The 16571-nt window shown below is 42.5% G+C and carries 21 protein-coding genes; 3 read left to right on the top strand and 18 right to left on the bottom strand.

Features of this window, described 5'->3' with window-relative positions; all coding sequences use genetic code 11:
* Nucleotides 1-70: 70 nt before the first annotated feature.
* The gene (gene rpmA / locus HVMH_RS01865) at nucleotides 71-331 is read right to left on the bottom strand and encodes a 50S ribosomal protein L27 (protein ID WP_029910443.1); all 261 of its coding nucleotides are present in this window, start codon (nucleotides 329-331) and stop codon (nucleotides 71-73) included.
* A gap of 88 nt (nucleotides 332-419) precedes the next feature.
* Nucleotides 420-734 carry a 50S ribosomal protein L21 gene (gene rplU, locus HVMH_RS01860; protein ID WP_029910447.1) on the bottom strand — a complete coding sequence of 105 codons (315 nt, stop codon included), beginning with the start codon at nucleotides 732-734 and terminating at the stop codon, nucleotides 420-422.
* Between the two features lie 337 nt (nucleotides 735-1071).
* Between rplU and ispB the strand changes: the two genes are divergently transcribed.
* Nucleotides 1072-2037 (top strand): octaprenyl diphosphate synthase, encoded by a 966-nt coding sequence (ispB, locus tag HVMH_RS01855; RefSeq protein WP_029910451.1) that lies wholly within the window; start codon nucleotides 1072-1074, stop codon nucleotides 2035-2037.
* Between the two features lie 15 nt (nucleotides 2038-2052).
* On the opposite strand, the gene HVMH_RS01850 is transcribed toward ispB, so the two are convergent.
* The 3 genes from HVMH_RS01850 to HVMH_RS01840 all read right to left on the bottom strand — a co-directional run bounded on the left by HVMH_RS01850 (nucleotide 2053) and on the right by HVMH_RS01840 (nucleotide 4975).
* A complete protein-coding gene (locus HVMH_RS01850; RefSeq protein WP_029910454.1) occupies nucleotides 2053-2673 on the bottom strand; it encodes a hypothetical protein in 621 nt (206 codons plus the stop codon).
* 208 nt (nucleotides 2674-2881) lie between these two features.
* The gene (gene ssb / locus HVMH_RS01845) at nucleotides 2882-3451 is read right to left on the bottom strand and encodes a single-stranded DNA-binding protein (protein WP_029910457.1); all 570 of its coding nucleotides are present in this window, start codon (nucleotides 3449-3451) and stop codon (nucleotides 2882-2884) included.
* A 135-nt stretch (nucleotides 3452-3586) separates the two neighbouring features.
* A complete protein-coding gene (locus HVMH_RS01840) occupies nucleotides 3587-4975 on the bottom strand; it encodes an MFS transporter (RefSeq protein ID WP_029910460.1) in 1389 nt (462 codons plus the stop codon).
* A gap of 185 nt (nucleotides 4976-5160) precedes the next feature.
* Between HVMH_RS01840 and uvrA the strand changes: the two genes are divergently transcribed.
* Entirely contained in the window at nucleotides 5161-7974 is a 2814-nt protein-coding gene (uvrA, locus tag HVMH_RS01835) for an excinuclease ABC subunit UvrA (protein ID WP_029910463.1), read from the top strand.
* 11 nt (nucleotides 7975-7985) lie between these two features.
* Complete coding sequence (locus tag HVMH_RS01830; RefSeq protein ID WP_051623029.1) at nucleotides 7986-8753, top strand: DUF2927 domain-containing protein; 768 nt, start codon at nucleotides 7986-7988, stop codon at nucleotides 8751-8753.
* 16 nt (nucleotides 8754-8769) lie between these two features.
* On the opposite strand, the gene HVMH_RS01825 is transcribed toward HVMH_RS01830, so the two are convergent.
* The 13 genes from HVMH_RS01825 to rplF form a co-directional block, all read right to left on the bottom strand.
* Complete coding sequence (locus tag HVMH_RS01825) at nucleotides 8770-9492, bottom strand: tRNA threonylcarbamoyladenosine dehydratase (RefSeq protein ID WP_029910468.1); 723 nt, start codon at nucleotides 9490-9492, stop codon at nucleotides 8770-8772.
* Nucleotides 9479-10249 carry a TatD family hydrolase gene (locus HVMH_RS01820; RefSeq protein ID WP_081822723.1) on the bottom strand — a complete coding sequence of 257 codons (771 nt, stop codon included), beginning with the start codon at nucleotides 10247-10249 and terminating at the stop codon, nucleotides 9479-9481. Before HVMH_RS01820 ends, HVMH_RS01825 begins: the two co-directional genes overlap by 14 nt.
* A gap of 32 nt (nucleotides 10250-10281) precedes the next feature.
* Nucleotides 10282-10665 carry a 50S ribosomal protein L17 gene (gene rplQ / locus HVMH_RS01815; RefSeq protein WP_029910474.1) on the bottom strand — a complete coding sequence of 128 codons (384 nt, stop codon included), beginning with the start codon at nucleotides 10663-10665 and terminating at the stop codon, nucleotides 10282-10284.
* Between the two features lie 16 nt (nucleotides 10666-10681).
* Nucleotides 10682-11662: a DNA-directed RNA polymerase subunit alpha gene (locus HVMH_RS01810; protein ID WP_029910476.1), complete on the bottom strand. Its 981-nt coding sequence runs from the start codon at nucleotides 11660-11662 to the stop codon at nucleotides 10682-10684.
* A gap of 25 nt (nucleotides 11663-11687) precedes the next feature.
* Entirely contained in the window at nucleotides 11688-12308 is a 621-nt protein-coding gene (rpsD, locus tag HVMH_RS01805) for a 30S ribosomal protein S4 (RefSeq protein WP_029910479.1), read from the bottom strand.
* Between the two features lie 17 nt (nucleotides 12309-12325).
* Nucleotides 12326-12715, bottom strand: a complete 390-nt coding sequence (gene rpsK / locus HVMH_RS01800; RefSeq protein WP_029910482.1) for a 30S ribosomal protein S11 — start codon at nucleotides 12713-12715, stop codon at nucleotides 12326-12328.
* Nucleotides 12716-12736: 21 nt separating this feature from the next.
* The gene (gene rpsM / locus HVMH_RS01795) at nucleotides 12737-13093 is read right to left on the bottom strand and encodes a 30S ribosomal protein S13 (protein ID WP_029910486.1); all 357 of its coding nucleotides are present in this window, start codon (nucleotides 13091-13093) and stop codon (nucleotides 12737-12739) included.
* A 106-nt stretch (nucleotides 13094-13199) separates the two neighbouring features.
* Nucleotides 13200-14516 carry a preprotein translocase subunit SecY gene (gene secY / locus HVMH_RS01790; RefSeq protein ID WP_029910489.1) on the bottom strand — a complete coding sequence of 439 codons (1317 nt, stop codon included), beginning with the start codon at nucleotides 14514-14516 and terminating at the stop codon, nucleotides 13200-13202.
* A 2-nt stretch (nucleotides 14517-14518) separates the two neighbouring features.
* Nucleotides 14519-14953, bottom strand: coding sequence for a 50S ribosomal protein L15 (gene rplO, locus HVMH_RS01785; protein ID WP_029910492.1), 435 nt, complete (start codon nucleotides 14951-14953; stop codon nucleotides 14519-14521).
* A gap of 1 nt (nucleotide 14954) precedes the next feature.
* The gene (gene rpmD / locus HVMH_RS01780; RefSeq protein ID WP_029910501.1) at nucleotides 14955-15143 is read right to left on the bottom strand and encodes a 50S ribosomal protein L30; all 189 of its coding nucleotides are present in this window, start codon (nucleotides 15141-15143) and stop codon (nucleotides 14955-14957) included.
* Between the two features lies 1 nt (nucleotide 15144).
* A complete protein-coding gene (rpsE, locus tag HVMH_RS01775; RefSeq protein ID WP_029910503.1) occupies nucleotides 15145-15654 on the bottom strand; it encodes a 30S ribosomal protein S5 in 510 nt (169 codons plus the stop codon).
* Between the two features lie 14 nt (nucleotides 15655-15668).
* A complete protein-coding gene (gene rplR, locus HVMH_RS01770) occupies nucleotides 15669-16022 on the bottom strand; it encodes a 50S ribosomal protein L18 (RefSeq protein ID WP_029910505.1) in 354 nt (117 codons plus the stop codon).
* A 15-nt stretch (nucleotides 16023-16037) separates the two neighbouring features.
* Nucleotides 16038-16571 (bottom strand): 50S ribosomal protein L6, encoded by a 534-nt coding sequence (rplF, locus tag HVMH_RS01765; protein ID WP_029910507.1) that lies wholly within the window; start codon nucleotides 16569-16571, stop codon nucleotides 16038-16040.

The raw sequence follows: 16571 nt of genomic DNA, 5'->3' as shown, positions 1-16571 counted from the left end.
TTTTCTTTCTTTGGAAACAAAAACGCCCCGTCAATGCGGGGCGTTTTCTTAGTAACAATTAAAGCTGAGCTTACGCAGACGCTTCAATGGTTACATAAGTACGTACTGGCTTACCTTTTGTTACAAAAGCGACTTTACCGTCAGCTGTTGCAAACAAAGTGTCATCCTTACCGCGACCAACATTATCACCCGCGTGGAACTTAGTACCACGTTGACGAACGATGATGCTACCAGCAGAAACTAGCTCACCACCAAAGCGTTTTACGCCTAATCGCTGAGCATTAGAATCGCGACCGTTTTTTGTACTACCTGCAGCCTTCTTATGAGCCATGGTGACAATCTCCTGTTAACCTGTCTACCCCCTACTCAGAAGTAGCTCAAGTTCTATTAATCGAAATCTAAGTATCTAACTCAGAGTATTAAGCAGAAATCTTACCGATTACTACTTCAGTATAGTTTTGACGATGGCCTTGCTTAGAACGTGATTTGTTCTTACGACGACGGAATTTGATGATCGTCACTTTTTTACCACGACCGTTAGACTTAACAGTTGCAGCAACTTTAGCGCCTTCAACAAGTGGAGCACCAACTTTAACATCAGCACCTTCACCAACCATCATAACCTGGTCAAATTCAATTGCATCACCTTCACTTGCGTTTAGGGATTCAACTTTCAATACTTGACCTTCACGGACTCTATATTGCTTACCACCGGTTTTAATTACCGCATACATTCTTGGAAACTCCCGGTTTCATAGTTACCTGAAACATCCCAAATAGCCAACTCATCCAGTCGTTTTTCCCGACCTACTGCTACAATGGCTCAAAGGACTACTTTTCAGAAATTTTTTTAAATTCTGTATTTCACGCCAAATTACGGCAAAGGCGGGATTATAATGAGTTTTTAAACTTAGGTCAATTGAATTTCAAAAAAAATCTAACTAATTAATACGAATGATAAATCCCCTCATCATTTCTTCATTAATTATACCCTTTTCCATATGAAAGCTTTGAATCCGACCCTCATTCATAATAAACTTTGCAAACTTATTTATATTCTAATAAAACTCTATGACTCTTAACGATATTCGCGCACTGATTATTGATGACATCAAACAAATGGATGATTTGATTCTAAACCGTTTGGCCTCAGATGTTGTTTTGATTAATCAAATCGGACACTACATCATCAATAGTGGTGGTAAACGCCTTAGACCCTTGCTGGTTCTTTTATCCGCCAGAACTTGTGGATATCAAGGCAGCCAACATCACAATATGGCTGCGGTCATCGAGTTTATCCACACATCAACACTTTTGCATGACGATGTTGTTGATGAGTCCTCCACTCGTCGAGGCAACAAGACCGCTAATGAAGTTTGGGGCAATGCAGCAAGCGTGCTGGTTGGTGACTTCCTTTATTCCCGATCCTTTGAAATGATGGTTGAACCGGGTTCGATGCGCATCATGGAAATCCTCTCAGAGACCACCAATGTCATAGCAGAGGGAGAAGTACTTCAGTTATTGAATTGTCATGATGCCGACACGACCGCGGAACGCTACCTGGAAGTCATCCATCGAAAAACAGCAAAACTATTCGAAGCCGCTGCTCTTTTAGGACCAGTACTGGCGAACACCCCAGAGTACGAAACGGCTTTCACTCTATACGGCAAACACCTGGGAGCAGCTTTCCAGCTAATTGACGATGCGTTGGACTATATGGCGGATGAAGAAGAACTCGGCAAAAACATCGGTGACGACCTAGCCGAAGGGAAGCCGACCCTGCCTTTGATTTATGTTCTGGAAAATGGATCGGAAGACCAAAAACAGATTATCCGTAGAGCAATCGAAACTGAAGGGCTAAAGCTACTCAAGGAAGTGACGGAAATCATTCAAAACAGTGGTGCAATCGACTACACCGTCCGCTTTGCAAAGGAAGAAGCTGAAAAAGCTAAGCAAGCAATCGGATCACTACCAGAATCTGCATTTAAAACAGCCTTAACCAGTTTGGCGGACTTAGCAGTCAATCGTAACCACTAAATCCATGTCATCCAATCAAGGTGCCATGTTCCTAATTGGCAAACGGCTTTCTTTGCCAAAATGCTTATCAAGGGTCTTTTGTAACTCCATCGCTTCCAACTGCGCGATTTCTTCTGCAACTCTCTCTTCGTATTCCTGACGCTCAACTTCTTTAAAACGCTTATACAAATCAAGATTACCGATTTTGGTTTTATTCCAATCAATGCGTTTTGCAATCCAATTCGAGAAAAAACGAATGACATGACACTCATCAATGCTCGCATACAATAGTTCAGGTTTTGGCCTGTAGCCATGCATACGCTCAACCACAATTAATTGCTGCTTATAACATGGTCTCAAACGAATATAACCTTGAACCGACTCATCAAAACTCGTGGAATAATACAATCGAACCACCTTATTGATACTGAACATGGCTTTCGATAAAATCGTTGACTCATGCTTACCATTCACCCCAACCGTATGAATAAAGATGTTCTGCGTCATCAAAGCACGAGAAAAAGTCTCTACCTGATCAAAAGGCACATCACGGCTTGAGGCAACAAAGGAAGCCCTTTCCTCGTCAAGCTCAGCGGATTTTTTCTCCAATTTTTTGAAGAAATATTTTAATCCCTTGGTAATGTCTTGCTTCTTCATAAACTCAATCTCCCTCTGTAAAAACTTATCGGCAGAGAACAAGCTTACTTAAGCAAAACAAAAAGAATTTTCACTTACAAAAAAACCTCGATTAACGAGGCTTTCCTATCAACATTAATTTTTCGAATAAATTTTCAATATCCATAAAAAAACCCCTTCAAAAAGGGGTTTTAATATTTTTAATCAACAAAATGAACTATTGTATTTTTCAGAACGGAACGTCATCGTCACCAAAGTCATTTTCAGGATAGGCTGGTGCTTGTTGCATCGGCGGGGCTTGATGTTGCATCGGCTGCGGTGCTTGCCCATAGTTAGGCGTAGCTTGTTGTGGCGCAAACCCTTGTCCTGCTGGTGGCATAGAAGAAGGTTGCCCACCCATTCCTGGTGACATACCGCCTGGAGCTTGTCCAAATGCTGCATCTCCTTGACGATTACCACCACCAAGCATTTGCATTTGTCCACTAAAATCAACCACAACTTCCGTTGAGTAACGATCTTGCCCAGAGTTTTGATCTTGCCATTTACGGGTCTGCAACTTGCCTTCAAGATAAACTTGAGAACCCTTCGTGAGATACTGTCCTGCGATTTCAGCAAGCTTTCCAAAAATAACAACCCTGTGCCATTCGGTTTTCTCTTGCTTCTGCCCGGAGTTTTTATCTGTCCAGTTTTCAGATGTCGCAATGCTTAAATTGGCAATCGCGTTGCCATTCGCCGCATATTTCATTTCTGGATCCCGTCCAAGGGTTCCAACCAAAATGACTTTATTCACTCCTCTCACGATTTACACTCCGTCTTATGTTCATTCCAGCTTGATTGATGCAGCCAACCTGGCAGATTGTCACTATCGAATTATCTTTTCTCGATCATTTAGCCATTTATTATAGCGAAGGGTGTTTCACCATGTTTGGAATTTTCAAGCCAATCCTCGTTCAAGGTAATTGATCAGTCCAACTTCATCAATTTTCTTGCGATCTATCTTGAAAAACACGCGATTTTCAGACAGAACAAATACCACTTCGTGAACACCGTCATAGGCCAGCAGCTGCTGAGTAAGGGCAGGTACATCGCCTTGCATCACAATACCTTGAATTGGCACAGAAGCAATACTCAATGGCAATGGTTTTTGCATGGTCGCAGCAACCGCTGCCCACAACAACGCAATAGCAGATGTAAACAGGAAGACCCCTTCAATGCCATGATGCTGATACATCCAACCACCGACAAAACCACCTAGTGCAGCACCAAAAAACTGACTACTGGAGAACACGCCGCTTGCCGTCCCTTTTTTGTCAGCGGGTGACAGTTTTACCACCAGTGATGGCAAAGATGCTTCTAACAAGTTAAATGCCGTGAAGAAAACCATCAAGATTAGGAAAATTGGCCAATACCCCCCGGAGAAACTTAACAGTGCAACCTGTACCAACCCGATGGTAACGATTGATCCGACAAAAATCTCTTTCATCTTGCCTTTGGATTCCGCCATGATAATAAACGGCACCATCAACACAAAAGACAGCAACATCACTGGCAAATACAACTCCCAATCATGTATTGAATCCAAATGCGCAGTATCTCGGATCATCAATGGCACCACCACAAACATCGCCGTCAAAATGGAATGAAGAACAAACACACCCATATCCAGTCGAAGTAGCTGTGTGTTTTTCAATACATCTTTAAATTGGCTCGGGTCAACCTCCGCTTCACGCTGGAAAGACTGATGTTCAATTTTCGGCACCGCGAAAATAACCAAAAAGATACCCGCCAAAGCCAACAGGGCAATCACCCAGAAAATACCTCGAACACCGAACAGCTCACCCAAAATCGGCCCAATAATCAGCGACAAGGTAAATGAAAAACCAATGGTCATCCCAACGATCGACATGGCCCTTAAACGAAATTGCTCCGTCACCAAATCCGCAACAGTCGCCATCAAAACAGCTGCTACCGCGCCCATACCCTGAATCGCTCGACCCACAATCATCATTTCAATCGAATCCGCCATGGCACAGACAATGGAACCAAACATAAACACCAGCATACCGGCAATAATCAGTGGTTTACGTCCAAAGCGATCAGACAGCACCCCATAAGGAATTTGTAAAAATGCCTGTGTTAAGCCATAAATACCCATCGCAATACCGATCTGAGTACCGGTAACATCTTTAAACTCTTGCTGAGCAAAAATAGCAAACACCGGGAAAATCATGAACAAACCCAACATTCGCGTCGCAAAAATACCGGACACTGAAAGGGCTGCGCGTTTTTCCATAGGTTGCATTGTCTGATTCTCTGAGGTCATGTCTTTTCCTAATCTGTTCCATTGAAATTCGTTTGTTAAATCCGTTTACTGAAATCGCTTTCTCAGCCGCCACAGCACAAGACGAATACGCGTCGAATTATAACAAAGGCCGAGGTTTAAAGGATTGAAGAACCCTGCTTTTTGCTATAATGATTGTTTTGATTAATCGTTTTGAGTCCCCTTTTATGCTAGAAGAAATTATCGTCCGTGGAGCCAGAACCCATAACCTTAAAAACATTGACGTCATACTTCCTAGAGATAAGTTGATTGTCATCACTGGATTATCCGGCTCTGGCAAGTCTTCTCTAGCATTTGATACTATTTATGCGGAAGGTCAGCGGCGCTATGTTGAGTCACTATCAGCCTATGCGCGCCAGTTCTTATCCATGATGGACAAACCTGATATAGACCATATCGAAGGGCTTTCTCCTGCAATTTCTATTGAACAGAAATCGACCTCTCACAACCCCCGCTCTACAGTGGGAACCGTAACCGAAGTCTATGACTATTTAAGGCTGTTATTTGCCCGCGCAGGAACACCTCGCTGCCCAACACATGGTTGCGACCTGGAAGCGCAAACGGTTAGCCAAATGGTTGATCACACACTTGAGCTGCCTGAGGGAACTAAGTGCTTGCTTATCGCGCCTGTTGTAAGAGGCAAGAAAGGTACACATATCAACCTCCTCAATGAACTGCAAGCTCAGGGGTATATTCGTGCCAGAATCAATGGCACGCTGATGGAACTAGACGGTTCGATAGAGCTGGACAAAAACATCAAACACAATATTGAAGTCGTTGTCGACCGCTTCAAGATTCGTGACGACATTAAGCAACGTCTGGCAGAGTCTTTTGAAACAGCGTTACACCTTGCAGACGGCATTGCCCAGGTGGTGCCTATGGATGAGAGTGATGATTTTGAGTTATTGTTCTCCGAACGTTTCTCATGCCCACATTGTGGTTATTCCGTTCCAGAGTTGGAGCCCAGAATTTTTTCATTCAACAATCCGCACGGTGCCTGCCCAACTTGTGATGGTTTGGGAATCAAAGAAAGCTTTGATCCAAACAAAGTTATTATCCACCCTGACCTTAGTTTAGCGGGGGGCGCTATTCGAGGATGGGACAGAAGACACAAATATTACTATGACATTCTGAAAGCGGTTGCGGATCATTACAAATTCGATATTGAAACACCTTGGAATGAGCTTTCCGAAAAACATCAGCAAGTCATTCTCTTTGGCTCAGGTAGGGAAAAGCTTCCACTGCCGCATGGCCGCTATTCAGACACCCGTCGTTTTGAGGGTGTCATTCCTAACATGGAACGACGCTTTACTGAAACTGAAAGCAAAAGCGTTAGAGACGAACTAGACAAGTATCGCATCTCCCAACCTTGTAGCAGCTGCCATGGCACAAGACTAAATGAAGCGGCACGCAATGTCTTTGTACAAGACCATTCGCTACCTAGCTTAACAGAGCTTCCAGTTGGGCAATTACACGACTTCTTTTCAAGCCTTACCCTAGAAGGCACCAAAGGACAAATTGCGCAAAAAATCATTAAAGAAGTACATGACCGCTTATCGTTTCTTGTGAATGTCGGTTTGAATTATTTAACGCTCGGCAGAAGTGCTGACACCCTGTCCGGTGGTGAGGCACAACGCATCCGCTTAGCATCCCAAATCGGAGCGGGGCTTGTCGGCGTCATGTATGTTTTGGATGAACCCTCGATTGGGCTACACCAGCGTGACAATGATCGACTTCTCAACACCCTGACACACCTAAGAGACTTAGGAAACACTGTCATCGTTGTTGAACATGATGAAGATGCTATTCGCGCGGCTGACTATGTGCTAGACATTGGCCCTGGCGCCGGTATTCATGGCGGCCGAATTATGGCTCAGGGTACACCAGAAGAAGTCATGGCAACGCCTGCTTCATTAACGGGACAATACCTATGCGGCACACGCAAAATAGAAGTGCCTAGCGACCGCCTACCCTACCCTAAAAAAGTTTTAACCATTGAGGGTGCCTCTGGCAACAATTTGCAGGATGTTACCCTGGAAATACCAGCAGGATTACTCACCTGTATCACGGGCGTTTCAGGGTCTGGAAAATCAACACTCATCAACGAGACGCTCTACAAAATTACGGCAACCAAGCTTAATAATGCTCAACTGGAAGCTGCACCCTATAAGAAAGTCATGGGGCTTGAGCACTTTGATAAAGTCGTCAATATTGATCAAAGCCCAATTGGAAGAACACCTCGCTCAAATCCTGCTACCTATACTGGACTCTTCACCCCTATTCGAGAACTGATGTCTGCCACTCCAGAAGCTCGCACGCGCGGCTACACGCCAGGTAGATTCAGCTTCAACGTTAAGGGAGGGCGCTGTGAGGCATGCCAAGGTGACGGCGTGCTCAAAGTGGAAATGCACTTTCTGCCCGATGTTTATGTCGCCTGCGACACTTGTAATGGCGCTCGCTACAACAGAGAAACCTTACAGATCGAATACAAAGGCAAAAACATTCATGAAATCTTGGACATGACTGTTGAGGATGCCCGTGCATTCTTCGATGCTATCCCAGTCATTGCTCGTAAACTGCAAATGTTAATGGAAGTTGGTCTTGGGTATATCAAACTTGGGCAGAGTGCTACAACGCTTTCTGGAGGCGAGGCTCAACGCGTCAAGCTTGCCAAGGAACTCTCTAAACGTGATACCGGCAATACGCTCTACATTCTCGATGAACCAACAACAGGCCTGCACTTTCACGATATTGAACTGCTGCTCCAAGTCATTAGAAACTTGCGCGACCAAGGTAATACCATTGTCATTATCGAGCATAATCTAGATGTCATTAAAACGGCTGATTGGATTGTGGACCTTGGCCCAGAGGGCGGTTCAGGCGGCGGTGAAATCATTGCCACTGGCACGCCGGAAGAAATTGCAGGGACAGAGCGCTCACATACAGGACATTACTTAAAGCCGCTATTAAATATGACCTGACAACTTTCACCATGAAAAATCTCTATATCATCGCTTTTTCCCTAATCTTAATGGGAAGCACTGATCCTAATAGCTGGCAAAAGCCAGCCTATATTGAAAAAGCGTTTATAGAGATTGCCTTAAAAAATGAATATCAACCTTCAGACATGAGAGTCAATAAATGGGTTACCCCCATTCGCTACCAGACAATTTTTCTTCATCTGAAGCCCTATGCCCCTGCCAAACAAATGATTGATGTTCACATGAGGCAATTGAAGCATATTACTCGCCATGACATCTCGGCCGCAAACAACAACCACCCTGCCAATCTAAAAATCTACATTACCAAAGATAAATATTACAAAGACGTTATCAAGAAATACACCGAGAGCAAGCAGCCGAACCTATCAACTGAGAGTAACTGCATGGCAACAATTCACAAAAATAAACGTCACGAAATTGATGGCGCTGTGGTAGTCATCCCTATTGACTATGCTATGACTAAAGGGCTGCTACCGGCTTGTGTTGTTGAAGAACTTACACAAATCATGGGGTTACCTAATGACTCGGATTGGGTTTACCCATCGATTGCTAATGATGTCAGTAAGATAGAGTTATTATCAGGACTAGACTATATGTTTCTAAAATTACTTTATTCACCTGAACTGAAACCTGGCATGAATTTGCCTGACACTAGGCGAAACATCAAAGCACTAATCAATGAATTCCAGAAACACGGCGTTATAAAGAGAGCGAATATGAAAGTTCGCCAAGAAGGACTTTATCAGCTTCTCTACTAGATATGACAGACGGTCTTTACTCCGCCAAATCCTGAATAACCTTACCAGCGATCATCAAACCAAACATACCCGGCATATAGCTGGCGGTACCATTGACAACGCGCCCTCTTGCCCCTTCTATTGACTCCATAGGGCCAGGTGCTTTGGGTAGCTCAGTAGAAAACACAACTGTCAGTCCTTTTCTATAGCCCTGCTTTCTCAAACGCTGCCTTACTTGGCGTGCTAGTCCACAAGTATGAGTTTTGTTTAGATCCGTCATCAGTATCTTTGTCGGATCAACCCTTCGCCCCGCGCCCATGCTAGCAATCACTTTATAGCCCTTTTCGAGAGCAGTGGATACCAGGTTAACTTTACAATTCAAGCTATCAATAGCATCCACCACGTAATCATAGGGTTGACTAAGTAAACCATCCATATCTTCTGGTTTTAAAAAGCTCTGAATCACCTCAATATCGCAAGTTGGATTAATGTCCAAAATACGCTGTTTCATCACTGCAGCTTTGTTTTGTCCCAATGTAGAGCTTAAGGCAATAATCTGCCGGTTCATATTTGATGGGGAAACTTTATCATGGTCAACAATAGTCAATTTGCCTACACCAGCTCGGGCTAATGCTTCGATAACAAAGCCTCCGACTCCACCAACACCCGCGACAAGTACATGCGAATGAACTAGTGAATTAATTCCATCTTCACCAAATACTAGCAAGCTACGTTCAAATAGTGGATTATTCAGCATCATGATTATTCAATCCTAAAATTAGCCGAGCAGAGTTGTAACTTGTGCTCACAACTTCTTCCAATGAAACCATTTTTATTGCTGCAATCCGCTCTGAAATAGCTTGCAGACGTTGTGGTAAATTCATTTCGGAACCAAATTTTGAATATGGAGCGTCGGTTTCAAGCACAAGAGAATCGAGTGGCGCATACTTTACCAGTTTTTCGTATTTAGTCGACTGAAGATTTAACACCTGAGGCCCAACTCCTAACTTATATCCCATTTCAATGAATGGCTTCGCTTGCTCATGTGAACCAGAAAAGCCATGCATAACAGCACGTTCAATATTATTTTCCTTTAGTTCAGATAAAACCGCATCAAATGCCTTTCTGCAGTGTATTGATAACGACAATCCCCGCTTGGCTGAAAGCTCAACTTGAGCAGCAAAATAGCGTTCCTGTATTGACTGCGTTGAAAGATATTCCTCTGCAAAATCCAGGCCTATTTCACCAAGCACTTTTATGTGTTCTGAACTAACGAGTTCATCAAGCCTAATCAAATCATCTTCAAGCGAATGACTGTTCCGAACAAACCAAGGATGAATACCCAATGCAGGGTAAATATTCTGATAATTAGAAGAAATATCAATATTCGGCAACCAATCTTCTGGTGACTTTGAAACTGACAAGAGCTCTATATGGGAAAGTAAGGGGATGAGACTGGTTATGGTATCGATGTCGAAATCGATGAAATGGCAATGTGTATCAAATAACTTTGACATATAAAAAAGCCAGCTTGCGCTGGCCTTAAAGCTTAAGCTTCTTCAGCTGATTCCACTACTGGACGATCAACCAATTCAACATAAGCCATAGGTGCATTATCACCATCACGGTAGCCGCATTTCAAAATGCGAATATATCCGCCTGGACGAGACTCATAACGAGGTCCCAAATCAGTGAACAATTTACCTACCGCAGCTTTATCACGCAAACGTGAAAAAGCAACTCTTCTGTTATGCACACTATCCTGCTTAGCCAGAGTAATTAATGGCTCAGCAATGGTGCGCAACTCTTTTGCTTTCGCAACAGTTGTTTTAATCACTTCGTGCTCAATCAAAGAAGCCGACATGTTTCTAAACATTGCCTTGCGATGTGAACTATTGCGATTTAATTTACGACCACTTTTACGATGACGCATGAGTGTTTCCTTTAAATTATGCTGACTCTTTGCTGACCAAGCTTGAAGGTGGCCAGTTTTCGAGTTTTGTTCCTAAACCAAGACCTCTTTGTGCAAGCACGTCTTTGATTTCCTGCAAAGATTTTTTACCTAAATTAGGCGTTTTCAATAAGCTTGATTCTGCTCTTTGTACAAGATCACCGATATAGTAAATCTGCTCAGCTTTCAAGCAGTTCGCTGAACGAACAGTCAATTCCAAATCATCTACTGGTTGTAGATAAATAGGATCAAATTCGTTTTCTTCTTCTTCCTGTACAACGATCTCTTTATGCTTCAGATCAACAAACGCAATCAACTGGTAATGTAATACAGTCGCTGCTTGTTTGATTGCATCTTCAGGATCTAGAGTTCCATCAGTTACAACATCAAGAATTAATTTGTCTAAGTCTGTTCTCTGTTCTACACGTGCATTTTGCACTTCATAGCTTACAGTTTGAACAGGGCTGAAACTTGCATCCAGTTTCAATGAACCAATAGAGGTATCATCAGACTGTACCGATGCACGATAACCAATTCCCTTTTCCACTTTTAAAGTCATTGACAACTCAGCGCCTTCGCTTAAGTGAGCAATAACCAAGTCTGGATTCATAACTTCAGTATCATGATTTAGCTGAATATCGCCAGCAGTAACAACAGCTGGACCTTTCTTGCTTAGAGTTAATTCAGCCTCAGAGCTTTCGTTTAATTTAATAGAAACCTCTTTTAAATTAAGAAGAATCTCTAAAACATCTTCACGTACACCTTCAATTGATGAGTACTCATGTAGTACACCATCAATTTGTGCTTCTACAATCGCAGCACCTGGCATTGATGATAAAAGAATTCTTCTTAGAGCATTTCCAAGCGTATGCCCAAAACCACGTTCTAATGGCTCTAAAGTCACACGGCTATGAAAACCATTTACTTTTTTGATATCTACTAAACGTGGAGTCAGTAGCTGCTCTAGCATTTCTTGCATGAGAAGTTATCTCCGTTTCAAAGGGTTACTTAGAGTAAAGCTCTACAATCAAGTTTTCAGAAATATCTGAAGATAAATCAGTACGATCTGGTACAGATTTGAAAACACCTTCAAACTTAGAGGTATCAACTTCTACCCAGCTAACGTTACCTGCTTGTGCACTCAATTCTAGTGCAGTTGCAATACGAGACTGATTGCGTGATTTTTCTCTTATGCTGACAACATCACCTGCAGAAACTTCAAAAGAAGGGATGTTAACAGCCTGTCCGTTTACTTGGATTGCCTTATGAGAAACCAACTGACGAGCTTCAGCTCTTGTAGAAGCGAATCCCATTCTGTAGACAACGTTATCAAGTCTTGATTCTAGAATTTGTAGAAGGTTAACACCAGTTGAACCTTTGCGACGATCCGCTTCTTTATAGTAAAGACGGAACTTCTTCTCAAGAACTCCATAGATTCTACGAACTTTTTGTTTTTCTCTTAACTGTAAACCATATTCGGTAACACGCTTACGACCAGCACCATGCTGACCAGGAAGCTGATCGATCTTACATTTTGATTCGATGCTACGAACACCGCTCTTCAAAAACAGATCAGTACCTTCACGGCGAGACAGTTTACACTTTGGACCAATATATCTAGCCATCTATCTACTACCTCTAATTAAACGCGACGTTTCTTAGGTGGACGACATCCGTTATGAGGGATTGGTGTTACATCAGCAATAGATGTAATTTTGAAACCAACGCTGTTCAATCCTCTAACGGCAGAATCACGTCCTGGCCCTGGGCCTTTAACCATAACGTCCATATTTTTAACACCATACTCTGTCGCTAGCTGACCCGCTTTCTCTGCAGCAACCTGCGCTGCAAAAGGAGTGCTTTTACGCGAACCACGGAAACCACTACCACCAGCAGTAGCCCAACAAAGAGCATTACCTTGACGGTCGGTAATCGTCACAATGGTGTTATTAAAAGTAGCATGAACATGCGCAACTGCATCAGTTACGACTTGTTTGGCCTTCTTTTTAACACGAGTTTTTGCTTTTGCCATATCTATTCTCTAAATTAGTGCTTAACGCTTAATAGGCTTCTTAGGACCTTTACGGGTACGTGCATTTGTCTTAGTACGCTGTCCTCTTAATGGAAGACTACGACGATGACGAATACCACGGTAACAACCCATATCCATAAGACGCTTGATGTTCATAGAAACATCACGTCTCAAGTCACCTTCAATTTTGTAATTCGTTACTTCTGCACGCAGAGCTTCTAACTGATCTTCAGTTAGATCTCGAACCTTAGTAGTTGGATCCAACTTTACAGCATCACAAATTTTTTGAGCTGTTGTTTGACCAACACCGTAGATCGATCTTAATCCAATAACAATATGCTTGTTTTGTGGAATATTTACGCCGGCAATACGAGCCATTTTGCGCTCCTTAACTATCCATCTACCGAAAAACGAGCAATTATACTCACTTTCACTTTAAATTACTAGCGATAATTTGAAGTAAATGTTTGACACTTAAATCAAATTACCTTCCTTTTAAATTTGCTTTCTTCATCATGTTTTCATATTGTCCTGATTGCATATGAGCTTGGACATTTGTCATAAAGTCCATAACAACCACAACGATAATCAACAGGGATGTGCCGCCAAAATAGAACGGTACATTCCAATACAAAATCAAGAACTCTGGCAACAAACACACCAAAGTAATGTAAATCGCCCCAGCAAGAGTCAATCTACTCATGACTGAATCTAGCCTTTTTTCGGTAGCCTTGTAAGGAGGGATACCCTTCAAGAACGCCCCTGATTTTGCTAGATTATTTGCTATTTCTTTTGGATCAAATACGATCGCTGTATAAAAGAAACAAAAGAAAATAATTGCCGCGGCATAAGCCAGAATATATAAAGGCTGACCTGGAGACATCGTTGTTGCAATGTCTTTCAACCATCCCATATTTTCAGCTGATCCAAACCAACCACCAAGGGTCGCCGGGAACAGAATAATGCTTGATGCAAAAATTGGAGGAATAACACCCGCCATATTTAGCTTTAAAGGCAAATGGCTTTGCTGACCACCATAAAGTTTTCTGCCTCTCATCTGTTGGGCATAATGGATAGGTAATCTTCTTTGACCCCTTTCCACAAAAACAACAAATGCGATAACAAGAAATACAAGAATCAACAGAACAAATGCAGTAATTGCATGCATCGCACCTGTATTAACCTGCTCAAAAGTTCCACCTAGTGCTTTAGGAAGCCCCGCAACAATACCTGCAAAAATGATCAGCGAAATACCATTTCCAATCCCTCTTTCAGTGATTTGCTCTCCAAGCCACATCAAGAAAATCGTCCCACTCACCAATGTCGTAACTGCAATCACCTTAAACCAAATTCCTGGTTCAAGCACAACCGCCATACCGTTGATGTTTTGAGATTCCAATGCAATGGAAACACCTAGAGCCTGGAACGTTGCCAACACCACAGTACCATAACGAGTATATTGTGTAATTTTGCGACGCCCAGCCTCACCACCTTCTTTCTTTAACTGTTCCAAAGAAGGCGATACTACCGTCAATAACTGCATAATAATGGATGCAGAAATATAAGGCATAATTCCCAAAGCTAGGATTGATAAACGCTGAAGGGCACCTCCAGAAAACATGTTAAACATGTCTAGAATAGTGCCCTTTTGTTGCTCGAACATTGCAGCTAGTGCAACGGGATCAATTAATGGAACAGGAACATGCGTTCCCAATCTGTATACAATCAACGCTCCCAAAACGAAAAATATTTTTCGACTTAGCTCGTTGGCGCCAGAATTATCAATTGATCTCGTTTTCATAATTAAGCTTCTACTGTTCCGCCTGCAGCTTCAATTGCAGCTTTAGCTCCAGCAGTCGTTCTAATGCCAGATAACTTAACTGCCTTAGTGATTTCACCAGTGTTTACAACTTTTACCGATTTAATGTTATCAGCAACTAAGTCAGCCGCTTTGATTGCAGCCAAGTCAATTACATCAGCATTAACTTTAGTTAAATCATCTAAACGAAGCTCCGCAACAAAACGGGATTTTCTTGAAGTAAACCCAATCTTTGGCAAACGACGTTGCAAAGGCATTTGTCCACCTTCAAACCCGATTTTTGGCATCCCACCTGAACGAGACTTCTGACCTTTATGACCACGTCCAGCCATTTTCCCGTTACCGGAACCTTGACCGCGACCTTTACGCTTAGCGTCAGTCTTTGCACCCTCAGCAGGTTTTAAACTATTCAAATACATCTTAAGCTTCCTCTACTTTTAGCAGATAGGAAACTTTATTGATCATGCCACGATTTTCTGGCGTATCAATAACTGTTACAGTTTGGTGCATTCTTCTTAGACCCAAGCCAGATACACAAGCCTTGTGTGCTGGCAAACGCCCAATAGTGCTTTTAACCAAAGTAACATTCAACGTTTTCTTATCTGACATATTACTCACCTAAAATTTCTTCAACAGATTTGCCGCGCTTTGCAGCAATCATGTCTGGGCTACTCATGCTTGTTAGTGCATTTACAGTTGAACGAACAACGTTAACTGGACGCGTAGTACCAACACATTTTGCTAATACGTCTTTTACACCAGCAGCTTCCAACACCGCACGCATCGCACCACCTGCGATGATACCTGTACCATCAGAAGCAGGAAGCAATACAATGTTTGCAGCACCTTGTTTAAAGTTGATTGGGTATTGAAGAGTTGCTCCGTTTAGATGAACATCTTTCATGTTACGACGCGCTTTTTCCATTGCTTTTTTAATTGCAACAGGAACTTCGCTCGCTTTACCACTTCCGTAACCAACACGACCTTCTCCGTCACCTACAACAGTAAGTGCAGAAAAACCGAATACACGCCCACCTTTTACTACTTTAGCAACTCGGCGAACAGATACCAATTTTTCGATAAGACCGTCTTGACCTTCTTGCATTTCTTTTGAAGACATCGTTATCCCTTCTCTTAAAATTGAAGACCGTTTTCACGGGCTGAATCTGCTAGTTCCTGAATACGACCGTGGTATTTAAATCCAGATCTATCAAATGCAACAGACTCAATACCTGCCGCTTTTGCTTTTTCAGCAATAGACTTACCAACGATTTTGGCAGCATCTTTATTTCCACCAAAACCAACTTCTTTTTTAATATCCGCTTGTACTGTTGAGCTAGCAGCAATAACGGTAGTACCGTCTGCAGAAATAATTTGAGCATAAATGTGCTTAGGTGTGCGATGTACGCACAAACGAGCCACTTTCTGTGCAGACACTTTTGCTCTAATCTTTTTAGCTCTACGTAGTCGGGTAGTTTTCTTATCCATATCTTTTCCCAACCTTTACTTCTTCTTAGCTTCTTTACGAAGGATCCACTCATCAGAGTACTTAACACCTTTACCTTTATAAGGCTCAGGCGGACGATAACCTCTAATTTCTGCGGCTACTTGACCAACAACTTGCTTATCAGCACCCTTAACTACGATTTCTGTTTGAGAAGGAGTTTCTACTGTAATTCCTTCTGGAAGCTCGTGATTAACTGGATGAGAAAAACCTAGGGTCAAGTTAAGAACTTTACCTTGTGCTTGCGCACGGTAACCAACACCGACCAAATTTAGACGCTTTTCAAAACCTTCTGTTACACCAACAACCATGTTGCTGATAATTGATCTTGCAGTACCAGCTTGCGCCCATCCTGTTTTTGTTTCAGTTTTAGGAGAAACATTAACAACTCCATCGTTAACATCAACAACAACAGCATCATTGAACACTTTTGTTAATGCACCTTTTGAGCCTTTTACAGCTACTTCAGTACCATTAACTTTAATTTCCACACCTGCTGGGACAGCAATAGGAGACTTAGCGATTCTTGACAT

This window comes from Hydrogenovibrio marinus (genome assembly GCF_013340845.1).
Classification (GTDB): domain Bacteria; phylum Pseudomonadota; class Gammaproteobacteria; order Thiomicrospirales; family Thiomicrospiraceae; genus Hydrogenovibrio; species Hydrogenovibrio marinus.
The sequence above is the reverse complement of the archived record's forward strand: the minus strand, read 5'-3'. Positions and strand labels throughout refer to the sequence as shown.

Excerpts from the sequence above, each read along its gene's own strand:
- rplR (WP_029910505.1), bottom strand. The coding sequence starts at position 16,022 with ATGGATAAGAAAACTACCCGACTACGTAGAGCTAAAAAGATTAGAGCA.
- rpmD (WP_029910501.1), bottom strand. The coding sequence starts at position 15,143 with ATGTCAGATAAGAAAACGTTGAATGTTACTTTGGTTAAAAGCACTATT.
- HVMH_RS01810 (WP_029910476.1), bottom strand. The coding sequence starts at position 11,662 with ATGCAAGAAATGCTAGAGCAGCTACTGACTCCACGTTTAGTAGATATC.
- HVMH_RS01825 (WP_029910468.1), bottom strand. The coding sequence starts at position 9,492 with ATGATGCTGAATAATCCACTATTTGAACGTAGCTTGCTAGTATTTGGT.
- rplF (WP_029910507.1), bottom strand. The coding sequence starts at position 16,571 with ATGTCAAGAATCGCTAAGTCTCCTATTGCTGTCCCAGCAGGTGTGGAA.
- rpmA (WP_029910443.1), bottom strand. The coding sequence starts at position 331 with ATGGCTCATAAGAAGGCTGCAGGTAGTACAAAAAACGGTCGCGATTCT.
- secY (WP_029910489.1), bottom strand. The coding sequence starts at position 14,516 with ATGAAAACGAGATCAATTGATAATTCTGGCGCCAACGAGCTAAGTCGA.
- HVMH_RS01840 (WP_029910460.1), bottom strand. The coding sequence starts at position 4,975 with ATGACCTCAGAGAATCAGACAATGCAACCTATGGAAAAACGCGCAGCC.
- rpsK (WP_029910482.1), bottom strand. The coding sequence starts at position 12,715 with ATGGCAAAAGCAAAAACTCGTGTTAAAAAGAAGGCCAAACAAGTCGTA.
- rplU (WP_029910447.1), bottom strand. The coding sequence starts at position 734 with ATGTATGCGGTAATTAAAACCGGTGGTAAGCAATATAGAGTCCGTGAA.
- HVMH_RS01820 (WP_081822723.1), bottom strand. The coding sequence starts at position 10,249 with ATGTCAAAGTTATTTGATACACATTGCCATTTCATCGATTTCGACATC.
- ispB (WP_029910451.1), top strand. The coding sequence starts at position 1,072 with ATGACTCTTAACGATATTCGCGCACTGATTATTGATGACATCAAACAA.
- rpsM (WP_029910486.1), bottom strand. The coding sequence starts at position 13,093 with ATGGCTCGTATTGCCGGCGTAAATATTCCACAAAACAAGCATATTGTT.
- rplO (WP_029910492.1), bottom strand. The coding sequence starts at position 14,953 with ATGTATTTGAATAGTTTAAAACCTGCTGAGGGTGCAAAGACTGACGCT.
- HVMH_RS01850 (WP_029910454.1), bottom strand. The coding sequence starts at position 2,673 with ATGAAGAAGCAAGACATTACCAAGGGATTAAAATATTTCTTCAAAAAA.
- uvrA (WP_029910463.1), top strand. The coding sequence starts at position 5,161 with ATGCTAGAAGAAATTATCGTCCGTGGAGCCAGAACCCATAACCTTAAA.
- rplQ (WP_029910474.1), bottom strand. The coding sequence starts at position 10,665 with ATGCGTCATCGTAAAAGTGGTCGTAAATTAAATCGCAATAGTTCACAT.
- rpsD (WP_029910479.1), bottom strand. The coding sequence starts at position 12,308 with ATGGCTAGATATATTGGTCCAAAGTGTAAACTGTCTCGCCGTGAAGGT.
- rpsE (WP_029910503.1), bottom strand. The coding sequence starts at position 15,654 with ATGTCTTCAAAAGAAATGCAAGAAGGTCAAGACGGTCTTATCGAAAAA.
- HVMH_RS01830 (WP_051623029.1), top strand. The coding sequence starts at position 7,986 with ATGAAAAATCTCTATATCATCGCTTTTTCCCTAATCTTAATGGGAAGC.